General features: G+C 41.6%; 9 protein-coding genes. All 9 read left to right on the top strand.

Annotated features, from left to right (window positions below):
* The first annotated feature begins 3 nt into the window (after positions 1 to 3).
* The 9 genes from ACOIT5_RS07695 to ACOIT5_RS07735 all read left to right on the top strand — a co-directional run bounded on the left by ACOIT5_RS07695 (position 4) and on the right by ACOIT5_RS07735 (position 12,989).
* Complete coding sequence (locus tag ACOIT5_RS07695) at positions 4 to 1,386, top strand: endonuclease/exonuclease/phosphatase family protein (RefSeq protein ID WP_423129893.1); 1,383 nt, start codon at positions 4 to 6, stop codon at positions 1,384 to 1,386.
* Positions 1,387 to 1,523: 137 nt separating this feature from the next.
* Complete coding sequence (locus ACOIT5_RS07700; RefSeq protein ID WP_423129894.1) at positions 1,524 to 2,948, top strand: GDSL-type esterase/lipase family protein; 1,425 nt, start codon at positions 1,524 to 1,526, stop codon at positions 2,946 to 2,948.
* Between the two features lie 54 nt (positions 2,949 to 3,002).
* Positions 3,003 to 4,148, top strand: coding sequence for a glycerophosphodiester phosphodiesterase family protein (locus tag ACOIT5_RS07705; protein ID WP_423129895.1), 1,146 nt, complete (start codon positions 3,003 to 3,005; stop codon positions 4,146 to 4,148).
* Between the two features lie 79 nt (positions 4,149 to 4,227).
* On the top strand, positions 4,228 to 5,367 hold the full coding sequence (locus ACOIT5_RS07710; protein ID WP_423129896.1) for a glycerophosphodiester phosphodiesterase family protein: 1,140 nt from the start codon (positions 4,228 to 4,230) through the stop codon (positions 5,365 to 5,367).
* A 94-nt stretch (positions 5,368 to 5,461) separates the two neighbouring features.
* Entirely contained in the window at positions 5,462 to 7,969 is a 2,508-nt protein-coding gene (locus ACOIT5_RS07715; protein ID WP_423129897.1) for a T9SS type A sorting domain-containing protein, read from the top strand.
* A 43-nt stretch (positions 7,970 to 8,012) separates the two neighbouring features.
* Positions 8,013 to 8,630, top strand: coding sequence for an RNA polymerase sigma factor (locus ACOIT5_RS07720; protein ID WP_423129898.1), 618 nt, complete (start codon positions 8,013 to 8,015; stop codon positions 8,628 to 8,630).
* A 6-nt stretch (positions 8,631 to 8,636) separates the two neighbouring features.
* On the top strand, positions 8,637 to 10,670 hold the full coding sequence (locus tag ACOIT5_RS07725) for a hypothetical protein (RefSeq protein WP_423129899.1): 2,034 nt from the start codon (positions 8,637 to 8,639) through the stop codon (positions 10,668 to 10,670).
* Between the two features lie 7 nt (positions 10,671 to 10,677).
* The gene (locus ACOIT5_RS07730) at positions 10,678 to 11,592 is read left to right on the top strand and encodes a DUF6528 family protein (protein ID WP_423129900.1); all 915 of its coding nucleotides are present in this window, start codon (positions 10,678 to 10,680) and stop codon (positions 11,590 to 11,592) included.
* Positions 11,593 to 11,621: 29 nt separating this feature from the next.
* Positions 11,622 to 12,989, top strand: a complete 1,368-nt coding sequence (locus ACOIT5_RS07735) for an alpha-L-fucosidase (protein ID WP_423129901.1) — start codon at positions 11,622 to 11,624, stop codon at positions 12,987 to 12,989.
* Positions 12,990 to 13,011 lie beyond the last annotated feature (22 nt).

The following is a 13,011-nucleotide window of genomic DNA, read 5'->3' on the forward strand; positions in this document are numbered from 1 at the left end:
GGAATGAAATATTATTTGAAATTAAAGTGGGTGTTAATGATTTACCTTCTTATAATTTCTTTGTCCTGTAATGAAGATAATGAAGAACCTGCTTATTTGGACATATCATTAAAAGAACTGATATTTTCGCCTGAAGGAGGACAAGAACATATTACAGTTAAGTCCAATCGGGATTTTTCTGTAGAATCTTTAACATCGTGGTGTACAACAGAGATAAATTCTTCTTCAGAAGATAATCTTAAAATATTGGTAACAGCAAATGAAACTGTCGGAGAAAGCCGTACGGCTGAAATTACAATAATAAGCGATAATGTTTCTAATAAGATTATAATTAAGCAGTTGGCGGCAGAACCTATACTTGAAGTAAATAACGACGAGGTTTTTTTCAATGATAAGGAAACTCTCGAATTTGAGTTGGAAATTATAACGAATGTGTCAATCGAATTTGAATTGCCTGAATGGATTAGTCAGCAAGGAAATGACGGGCAAAAAACTTATTCTTTTAAAGCTGAAGCCCTATCTGAAGCTGAGACGTCTAAATCGGGTAGTATTATTATAAAATCAACTAATCAGAATGTTAATAAACAGGTTGTTGTGTCTGTTCGTCAAACGAATGAAAACTGCATTTTACGTGTTGCGTCTTACAATCTGTGGGTTAATGAATCATCCTGGCGACTAACAAGAAGAGACTTGGTTAAATCCTTAATCCATGACTATGATTTTGATATTTTTGGCACACAGGAAGGTACTTTAAAGAATCATCTGGCAGATATTACCGAGAGCGGATATGGGGATTATGCATATATAGGAGAAGGTCGCGATGGAGGACAAGACGGCGAATACTCGGCTATCATTTATAAAGTTGACCGTTTTGAACCATTGCAAACAGGAAACTTTTGGTTTTCGGAAACCCCTGATATTCCAAACATAGGATGGGATGCAGTTTATAATCGTATATGTTCTTGGGGTAAATTTAGGGACCTTGAAACGGGGCGTGAATTCTATTTTTTTAATTCCCATTTTGATAATGAAGGGTCAACGGCCAGATTAGAATCAGCTAAATTACTATTATCAAAAATGAAATTAATCGCGGGTGATTCCCCCGCTTTCTCAACTGGCGATTTTAACTCAAAACCAGGTACCACAACCATACAAACTATTTTAAATGATGGTTTGCTAAGTGATTCATACGATTTGTCGGAAAAGGCGCCCTATGGCTCTTTGGGAACACTTAATAGTCAGAGTGAAAATGTATCGACAAAAAGAATCGATTATGTTTTTGTAACAAGCCAAATAAAAATAAAAGAATATGGAGTGTTGAACGACCGGCCAGACGGCCAATACCCGTCAGATCATGATCCTGTATTGGTTATTGCTGAATTCTAGTGTGGTATAAAATATTTTGCATTTTAGAAACCATGAGAAACCGTTTGTTGTGAAATTCAATTAGTGAGACAACGATTTAATATCCCTGCTTGATATTCAACCATAAATTTTGATTACGAATGGTAATTAAGTATAATATGAGTTTTCTTCGATTTATCTTATTCTTTCTGTTGTGTATTAGTTTCTTAACCGGAGGTGCACAAAAAAGAGTTAAAGTTGCCTGTGTGGGGAACAGCATTACTTATGGTGCCACTATTGAAAACAGGGAGATTAAAAGTTATCCGGCACAGTTGGCCGTTATGCTTGGTGAGCATTACGATGTTCGTAATTTTGGCCGGAGCGGAACTACGCTGTTGTCAAAAGGTGATTATCCTTACATCGCTTATGAAGAATACCAGGAGGCGTTGGCGTTTTTGCCCGATTGGGTTTTTATTAAATTAGGGACTAACGATACAAAGCCTGCTAATCGTGTTTTTCTGGACAATTTTGTGGAAGATTACAAGAAACTGATTTCTTCTTTTAGGCAATTACCTTCTCATCCGAGAATTGTTTTACTATCCCCTGTTCCTGCTTTTATTAAAGGAGAGTGGGGAATTACCGCCAGTGTTATTCGCGACGATATTTTGCCCAAAGTAAGACAGGTTGCCTTTGAAACCGGAACCGAAGTTGTTAATTTATACAATCTGCTGATTGATTCTCCAGGATTTTTTACTGATGGTATTCATCCTTCGGCTGAAGGTGCAACAATAATTGCCAAACGTGTTTGTGATTATATTCTAACAAAAAACGATTCTCTTTTGGAGTTAATATTCAAACTCCCATCCCATGCTGGTTCTTTCAATTTTTATGGCTTTCAGGGGTACGAGTTTGACTTTAAAGGGCGAAATGCAAAGATTGTAGTTCCCAAAAATACTGCGACAGGAAATCCGTGGGTTTGGCGGGCCCGGTTCTGGGGGCACGAACCGCAGTTTGATATTGCTTTGCTCGAACGTGGATTCCATATCGTTTATTGCGATGTCGCAGAATTGTTCGGAAACAAGGAAGCATTATCCACATGGAATCAATTTTATAAATTTTTGACAAAGTCAGGCCTCTCAAAACAATCAGTAATGGAAGGAATGAGCAGAGGAGGGTTCTATGTCTATCGTTGGGCGGTGGCCTATCCGAAACGGGTTGCAGCGATATATGCCGATGCTCCCGTTCTGGATATAAAAAGCTGGCCGGGAGGAAAAGGAATCAGTTCCGGCAGCCCGGAGGACTGGCATACGTTCATGAACGATTTTCAATTGAATGATGAGAATGCCGCTTTGTCTTTTAACGGGAATCCGATTGATTTGACTGATCGCATTGCTCAAGCCGGCTTCCCGATTTTGCATGTTGTCGGCGATGCCGACCAGATGGTTCCGGTGGCAGAAAATACAGGGTTGTTTCAGGAAAAAATTGAAAAAGCTGGTGGCAAAATGCAGGTAATCCATAAAACCGAAACCGGGCATCATCCTCACAGTCTTCAAAATCCGCAGCCGATAGTTGACTTTGCATTGAACGCATTCTACAAGCATTAAAAAAGAAGCGATGTTGACCATAGAAAGAACTTGTCGTCTAAAATGAACCTGATTATGAAACGAAATCTACTTTTTATATTCCTTTGGCTTGGATTTGGCATTTTATTGCAGTCATGCCGGAAGGATGATGATAATGGTGGTATTGAAGAAAAAAAAGAATACAGCCTCCCTGTTCCGGAACTGATGATGTCGAATCCGGTTCCGTGCCTAAATGAAGAGGTTGAATTTTCGTTCAAAACCGATGAGAAGGTAAGTTCTGTTTGGAATTTTGGCGATGAAGCTTCATCCGGCGAAAAAACGGTGACCCATCGTTACGCAAAAGAAGGCACTTTCAAAATAAGTCTTGAACTCTCGGATGGCCAGGGTGGAACGGTAAAGGTTGATACAACCATTTCAGTTATGGGCAGACGATTGAATGATGCGATTGAAGAATTATCGAATAAACCGGGTCAGGTGTGGGTCTGTTCACACCGGGGAAATACGTATTACGGTCAAAGAATAGGGAGTATTCCGGAAAACTCTGTCGAAGCCATACAACGGGCAGTGATCGCGGGTGCCGAAATGGTAGAAATTGATGTCAGGAGTACTTCGGATGGTGAGTTGATAGTTATGCACGATGCAACAATCGACCGGACAACAAATGGCGTCGGGAATGTTTCAGATATGACTCTCTCTGTACTAAAACGCTTCAGTTTAAAGGCTGTAAACGGTGTTGTGACCACAAGTGTTATTCCAACCCTTGAAGAGGCACTTTTAGCAGGACGGGGAAAGATCTTTTATGAGTTGGATATCAAAAAAGGGGTTGATACTCCAACCCTTGTCAATTTGGTTGAGTCGTTGCACATGCTCGATCGAGTTGTTTTCTATTACGGCAGCAGTAAAGACAAAGCCAAAGAGGTCACAGATGCGAATTCTCAGTGTATCGTTTTTCCTTTTGTTGAAAATACTTCGGTAATCGAATATTGGGCTACTGATCCCCGCATTAAGATGGTGCAGGCAGATTATGGCAATGCTTTGGCAGGCGAGATCGTTTCAGCAGCCAAGGCGCAGGGAATGGTGTCGTTTACAAGCTATATCAGTGACCTGATACTAAACAACGATTTTACGGTAGTTGATATAATACGGGAACTTCAGTACCAGGTTATTTTAACAAACTATGTTGAAATGTTAAAACCCTATCTTGATCAAAAGCATGGATAAGATGGGAGAAATGCACATCATGACGCAGTTTCCGATAAACAAGATCATAGAATAAATAACAGTTAAAAATAAAAGGGTTATGAGAACAAAGTTGCTTTTTACAGTTGTTTGGATTGGGCTGGGTATTTTGATACAGTCATGCGGGAAAGACGATGATAACGGTGGTGTTGAAGAAAAGAAAGAGTATGAACTTCCGGCTCCGGAAGTGGTAATATCTAATCCGGTTCCGTGCCTAAATGAAGAGGTTGAATTTTCGTTTAAAACCGATGAGAAGGTAAGTCCTGTCTGGAATTTTGGCGATGAAGCTTCATCCGGCGAAAAAACGGTGACCCATCGTTACGCGAAAGAAGGCACTTTCAAGGTTAGTCTTGAACTCTCGGATGGTCAGGGTGGAACGGTAAAGGTTGATACAACCGTTTCAGTTATGGGCCGACGATTGAACGATGCTCTTGACGATTTGATAAATGATCCCTCGAAGAAATGGATTTGTGCTCATAGGGCAAATACCTATTATGGGAAAAGGATAGGCAATATTCCCGAAAATTCGGTTGAAGCTGTGCAACGAGCTATAACAGCCGGGGCAGAGATGGTTGAAGTTGATGTAAAAACCACCTTGGATGGAGTCCCGGTAATTATGCATGATGACGTGATTGATAGAACAACGAATGGGGTAGGAGCCATAGCCGAAATGACTCTTTCATTTTTAAAACGTTTCAAACTAAAAGCTGAAAATGGAGATTTGACGACGAGTACTGTGCCTACTCTTGAAGAGATACTCGTAGCAGGAAGAGGTAAGGTTTTTTATGATCTGCATCTGGGTGCTGTTAATGTGGCCGATATTATTAGTATAGTTGAGTCTTTACATATGTTGGACCGGGTTGCTTTTTACCGAGGCAGTAGTAAAACAAGCGCCAAAGAGATCACAGATATAAATCCGCAATGCATAGTTTTCCCTTATGTTAAAAGTACTTCTGTAATTGACTATTGGGCTGAAGATCCCCGGATAAAAATGGTGCAATTGGATTACAACGGGGACATAGCGGGTGATATTGTTGCCGCAGCCAGGGCTAAGGGTATGGTTTCGTTTGCCAATTACCTGTATGAACCGGGAGAAGCCATTTTAAAGGGCGACCATTCTACCCTTGATGAAATTATTAATCTTCAGGTTCAGATCATCCAAACAGATTATTCGGAGTATGTAAGACCTTATCTTAAGTAAAAAACTGTCGAGCGCTATTTCGTTACTGATAGCCGGTTGCTTTGGGGTTTTAGTGAAAGATGAAAGAATAGAATCAACAGAAAAGTAAAAACGAATGAAGAAAGTTGTATTGGCGATATTTGGTACATTGATAAATATTTGCGCAGCTTATACGCAATCATCAGAAATCAGCTATGGAAACGGCTTGCCGGCAACGGATGCCCTTGGACGAAAACTTTCGTCATTCGAAGACGTGGGAGGGCCCCGTCCAAATAAACAAGTAGGGTTATTTTACTGGACATGGCATACAGATGACAATGCAACTTTTTCTCCGGTATTAAATATTACCCAGATACTGAAACAATATCCCGAAGCTGTTTCGGATGCCAACCATCCGGCATGGAGGGGAATTGAAGGTGGTATCTTTTGGTGGGACGAACCTTTGTTTGGGTATTATCGCACAACAGACGACTGGGTCTTGAGGAAACATGCCGAGATGTTGACTGATGCCGGGGTTGACGTGGTCTTTTTTGATTGTACCAATGGAAGCTATACCTGGAAATCGTCTTATACCAAACTACTTCAGGTTTGGACCCAGGCTCGTGCTGATGGTGTTAAAACTCCGCAAATTTCTTTTTTTTTACCCTTTGGGGCTACCAGTGGTGCAATGACCTCGTTGATTGAGCTATATAATGAGCTGTATCAACCCGGGTTATACAAAGACCTTTGGTTTCAATGGGGAGGAAAACCCCTGATTCTGGCTTATTCCAGTAGTCTGAAAGTAAATCGGAATAGTGCCGGATTAAGATTTACGGCAACAGAATCCTTTTACGGGATTAATGCAACTTGTCCAAGCTGGGGCAATAACATCGGAAATCTTACTTTCAGGTTATATAAGTGGAAGAATAATTATTCCGAAACAGTTGCTGAAAATCCAATTGCAGAAAAAACATTCGTGAATTTCAAAGACAATGCAAAACTTCAGTTATCCTTTGATAAACAAGATGCCGGAACTTATTTGTGGGAACTGTGCGACGGGACAGAATTGGTGGGGGTATGGAAATACAATGAAACCAATGGAAATAGTGTAAGCTATTTTAACTCGGTTGAGGTAACAGGTAGCTATGAAAGTGAAATAGCCTATTCTCCTGATCTGAATTTTATTCCGTTAACAATCGGTAACGATAATACTCCGGTCCGGATTCTTCAGTTGACAGATCAGCAAAAAGTGGATGCCATTAAAGCATTTTTCACTTTTCGCCCGGGGCAGGCCGACTATGTGAAAGGTCCCTCAACAAATAGTCAATGGGGATGGCTGGAAACATATCCGCAGCATGGATACGTTCCGAAAGCAGCAGGAGGCTATGAACAGGTCGCGGTTGGCGTTGCTCAAAATGCGTCGGATGCCAGCGGAGGACACGCCTGTGCATTTAACTCGGAGCTTACATACGGACGCAGTTTCACCAAAGCAAACGGCCAGGATTCCCGGGCCGATGCTTATTTGTACGGGCTAAACTTCCAGGAACAATGGACCCGGGCATTTCAACTCGATCCGGATTTTATTTTTGTGACCGGGTGGAACGAATGGACTGCCGGACGTTGGTTTGATTGGGATGTTAAACCATTCGCTTTTGTTGATCAATATTCCGCGGAAAAAAGCCGCGACATTGAACCTGTAAAATCCTGGGGCAATAAAGCCGATGTGTATTACATGCAGTTGGTTGATAATATCCGGAAATATAAAGGAATGCCCAATGAAACCAAGGCCTCAGCTGCAAAAACCATCGATATGAATAATCTGTCTGACTGGGATGAGGTGGAGCCTGAGTTTCTTTCCTATAAAGGAAATACACTCCATCGGAATCATCGCGGTCAGGGAACTGAACTCGTTTATACCAACTCTTCAGGGCGAAACGATATTATTAAAAGCAGAGTCGCACGAGATACGGAGTATATTTATTTTTATGTTGAAACTGCCGCTGCTTTAACCTGGCATTCTGATTCGAAATGGATGCGCTTGTTTATTGACATTGATCGGAATAAGGAGACCGGGTGGGAAGGATATGATTTTCTGATAAACCGGAATAGTCCAACTGATCTGGCTGTTATTGAGAGAAGTGAAAAAATATGGGACTGGCGTCCGGTTGGAACTGTTGAATATAAGGTCGATAATAACACGTTGGTGCTGAAACTTAAACGCTCGTTATTGGGAATTAACAATGATGTAAAGGTTGATTTCGAATTTAAGTGGAGCGACAACATGCAGGAAGATGGGAATCTTATGGATTTCTATGTGAATGGAGATGTTGCTCCTTCAGGACGCTTCAATTATCACTATCTCGCTGATGTTGTCGATGAAATACCAACCAAAACTGAATCCGTTTTTCAGATTTATCCAAATCCTGCAGGCAATACACTGAATGTTGTTTTTCCTTCCGGGGTTAACGGTCACTCAACCCTTTCGGTCTATAACTATGCAGGGCAGCAGTTGTGGGTGAAGAACTTAACAAATGAGACAATATCCGATTGTATTGATCTGCGATTTATCGGGAGTAGGGGCTTATATATTATTGAGTTAAGGAGCCCGGATAATTGTGTTCGGGAAAAATTTATTGTTCATTGACCGATGGGGCCCAGGTATAATTTCAACTTAATTGATATCAGCGATGGGGAGCGGTTTTAACGAGAAAGTGGTTGTTCAAAGCCTAAGAAACGGGGATCCTTTGGCATTTGAAGTGATTTTCTTGCGATATAGTCCGAGATTATACCAGTTTTCTTTTGCGTATTTAAAATCCGAAGCCGATGCTGAAGACATTGTTGGTGAGGTATTTTATAAACTATGGCGAAACCGCGAGGCAATAAAAGTGGAGGAGTCTTTTCAATCCTATTTATTTACAATTGCGTTAAACTTCATAAAAAAATTCTTCAACAAGAAATCCAAAGCTGATAAGTATAAACAAGATTTTCTGGACGGTTATATCCAGGAAAGTTATCAACAGGAATCATCGATTATTTACAAGGACCTTTTAGATAAGCTCGGGCAAATAGTCGAACAGCTTCCGGAGAGAAGAAAACGAATCTTTATTGAACGAAGGATAAATGAAAAATCTGTAAAACAGATAGCCAAAGAAATGGACATTGCTCCAAAAACTGTTGAAAATCAGTTGGCAAAAGCAATCCCTTTTTTAAAGGAAGAACTTCGTAGCGAAAGATTCAGGGTGTATAAATTGACAAGTCTGGAAAGGGTGGTGAACTTCCAGGTAACCCTTTCACTTCAAAAATGATGAAAAATGAAAAAGAGCCGTGTTTTTGTAAGTCTGTTTTGTTTATTGATGGTCAAAACTGTTTTTTGTTCTGAGAAACAAAGGTGGGGAATAATACCCGGCGGGGCGATCACATGGGACGTACATGGGGATACCCCTCATTATGATCATCTGGAGATGAGCGGAGAATGTCTCTCGGTTGTGTTGCGTTACGGGGTTAAAGAGGATGGTTCGTTCAGATTTGAACGATCAGTTGTCTGGCCTATGCTTCGCACCATTCCGAATGATACCCATGCCAGCTTAAACCGGCGTTTGGCAATTGATTTCCTTTCTCTTATTACATTTGATGGCATTTCACTGAAAACCGAAGAGGTGAAATCATTCACAATTGACGGTAGTCTGTATGTGGTTAGTGACTACTCATTAAATTATTCGGAGTGGACAGAACGAATTCAGCCGCATCCGGCTATCCGGGTTACCCGTACTTTTTTCCCGTCAGTTGATAAACCTGTTTTTTGCGAGCAGTACCGGATTAAAAATATCACGGATCGAACCATCCGGGTAGCAGTTCCCGCCCACCGGACTGTTTATCAGACCGCAGCACCTGATGGAGTTTATGGTGCTTATACAATTGTTGCCAAAATAAATCAGCCGGGCAGTTTCCAGGTGGGGCCAAACGAAGAAATCCTGTTTGATGCCTCCATTCAGGCTTTTGCCGAAAGAAAGGGAGAAAAGGAACTTTCACCTGAAATGACTGAAGAAAAAGCATTAAGAGATCAATTTGTACATAATATACAGGGCAGTCTGGTCCTTGAAACACCGGATCCGACGATCAATCATGAATTTGCTTTTTCGAAAGTGCGAATAGCCGAAAGTTTGTTCCGGACAGCCGGCGGGTTGATGCATTGTCCGGGCGGAGAGGCATATTATGCGGCGATCTGGGCAAATGATGAGTCTGAATATGCTGCTCCGTTTTTCCCTTATCTGGGCTACGACAAAGGAAATGAAGCTACGTTGAATACCTTTCGCCTGTACATGAAATATATGAATGCGGATTATGTTAGGGTACCCAGTTCCATTATTGCAGAAGGGACTGATATCTGGCAAGCTGCCGGTGATTGCGGCGATGCCGCCATGTTGGTTTATGGCGGGGCCCGGTACGCTTTAACCAGAGGGGATAAAAAGGATGCACGGTATATCTGGCCTTTACTTGAATGGTGCCTGGAATATTGCAATCGAAATCTGAATGAGGAAGGAGTTGTAAAATCAGACGCTGATGAACTGGAAGGACGCTTCCCCTCAGGCAATGCCAATATTCTGGTTTCTTCTCTTTATTACGACGGATTAGTTTCTTCTGTTTATCTGGCAAAAGAGCTGAAATTGCCTCAGAACCAGGTTGTAAAATATGAGATGCAAGCAAAAGCATTGCGAAAATCTATTGAATTATATTTTGGCGCGAATGTCGAAGGCTTTGAAACTTATGCATATTATCAAGGAAATGATGTTTTGCGCTCCTGGATCTGCGCTCCTGTTTTCGCCGGGATTGAAGATCGGGCAAAGGAAACAATCCACGCTCTTTTTTCCAGGTTATGGACAAAAGATGGTTTATTAAGCCAATCCGGGAGTGATATTTTCTGGGACAGATCGACTCTTTCCGGATTAAGGGCAGCTTATGTAGGCGGAGAAACAGAGAAAGCAACAAAATATTTGTCTGAGTATTCTATCCAACGGCTATTGGGCGATCATGTGCCGTACCCGATTGAGGCATGGCCGGAAGGCAATCAACGTCACCTTTCCGGCGAAAGCGGATTGTATTGCCGGATCATCATTGAAGGGATGTTCGGGATCCGACCTGTCGGGTTCCGGACATTTACACTGACGCCACGGTTACCTGAAAGCTGGGACCACATGGCGTTGAAACACATCAAGGGTTTTGCTTCCGATTTTGATGTTGTGGTTGACCGCTTGAACGAAAAGATTAGTGTGACAATAAAGATTGGGGAGAAAGTTATTCAGCAGAAAAACATAGAAAAAGGAGAAACAATAACCGTCAAACTCTGATGAATAAATGATGAAATTGTCAAAATCCGATATGATGAGAGTTGGAAAAATAGCAGCTCTGTTACTTCTGACAGAAGTCAGTTGTAACATTCAGAAGAATGAAAACCACGAGATAATAGCATGTGGAGGCCGCCGGATTATTATTTTCGATGAGGAGCAATCGGACGGAGATAATTTGAAAATTATTTGGCAATGGAATATTTCGGAAGCAAGCCGGTTACCCGCTGATTACCAGAAGTATTTGAACCCTTTGGATGATTGTAAACCGGTAGACGGCAGCCGAAAAGTCCTTGCCACCTCATCCGGAGGCGGAGTCGTCCTGATTGACAGAGAATCGAAAGATATCCTTTTTTATGCCAATGCCCCGATGGCCCATTCTGCTGAATGTTTACCGGGAGACCGTATCGTCGTGGCGCTATCCGATCATCCTTATGGGAACAGAATAGAACTTTACGATATAGTAAATCCTGAAAAGTGTATCTGCCACGATACCCTGACGTGGGGACATGGAGTTGTGTGGATATCGAAATCAGAACGGCTTTATGCTCTCGGATCGAATGACTTGGTATGCTACTCGTTAATGAATTGGGATTCGGAACAACCTGAACTGAAAAGAGAAAAAACATGGAAATTGCCGGCCTGGGGTGGGCACGACCTTATCTCAATATCCGATAATGAACTGATTGTTTCAGTGGCAGAGACTGTCTTTAGATTTTACATCGATAGCGAAAAGTTTGAATTATTCGAACTGTTAGATGGCGAAGATATCAAGTCTGTTAACTATAATAAGGAAACAGGGAAACTGGTTTATACTCAAGCTGAAATTGACTATTGGACGCATCATATTTATTCTAAAAATCCGGACAAAACATATACAATTCCTGATGTTGAGATCTATAAAGCACGGGTTTATCCCAAGTGAGTTAATTCAAAATAAAACCGAATAAACGTATGAAGAAAACAACTTTACTGATATTGATTCTGATAGGTGTTTCAACTGCTTCTTCTCAACCGAAAAGGCTTGGAAATGAAACAGAAATACAAAAACAGGAACGAATGGCATGGTGGACCAACGACAGGTTCGGAATGTTTATTCACTGGGGATTATACGCGTTGCCTGCCCGTCACGAATGGGTTAAAAATTATGAACAAATGACTGACGAGCAATACCAGAAATATTTCGACAATTTTAATCCCGATCTGTTCAATCCCCGGGAATGGGCAAGAAAAGCCAATGAAGCAGGAATGAGATATGCTGTCCTAACGACAAAACATCACGACGGTTTCTGTTTGTTCGATTCAAAGTACACCGATTACAAATCTACCAACACGTTGATTGGTCGTGACCTTATCAAAGAATTTGCGGATGCATTCAGGGAAGAAGGCCTGAGAGTTGGCCTTTACTATTCGCTGCTTGATTGGCACCACGCTGATTTTACGATTGACGATTTTCACCCGCAGCGAGTTCGTGATGCTGAAGAGTATACAAAGCTAAACAAGGGAAGAAATATGAACAAGTATCGCGGGTACCTGCACAACCAGGTCCGCGAACTGCTGACGAACTACGGTAAAATTGATTTGTTGTGGCTCGATTTCTCTTATTCCGGTGAAAATGGGAAAGGCAGTAAAGACTGGAATTCAATTGATTTGCTTAGAATGGTCCGTACCTTGCAGCCCGATATAATTATTAACGACCGCCTTGATTTGGGTGAATACGAAGATGGTTGGGACTTTACAACACACGAGCAATATAAAGTTTCGAAATGGCCGGAAGTGAACGGGAAAAAGGCCCCATGGGAAACCTGTCAGACATTTAGTGGTTCATGGGGTTATTATCGGGATGAATACACCTGGAAAGATACCAAACAATTGCTGGTACTATTGATTGAAACAGTAAGTAAAGGCGGGAACCTGATCATGAATGTTGGTCCGACTGCCCGGGGAGTCTTTGATGAACGGGCGGATGCATCACTTGCCGCGATAGGCGATTGGATGAAATACAACAGCCGTTCGATATATGGTTGTACCGAGGCTCCTGGTGAATTTAAAGCGCCGGAAAATAGTTTGCTTACTTACCAACCGGCAACCAGGCGTTTGTATATTCATTTGCTTGATTATCCCTTGCAAAATCTTGTTCTTCCCGATTATAAAGGAAAAGTAAGGTATGCGCAGTTTCTTCACGACGGATCAGAAATAACAATTGGTCCGCGTTCAGGAGAGGATATAAAGGAAGGAGAGTATTCCCTCGATTTAAGTTTGAGTTTGCCTGTCCGTAAGCCCTGTGATCAAATTCCTGTTATCGAATTGATTCTCGAATAACGTTCACAAACTTTAATTGAGA

It is taken from the genome of Gaoshiqia hydrogeniformans, from assembly GCF_049347105.1.
GTDB classification, from domain to species: domain Bacteria; phylum Bacteroidota; class Bacteroidia; order Bacteroidales; family Prolixibacteraceae; genus Gaoshiqia; species Gaoshiqia hydrogeniformans.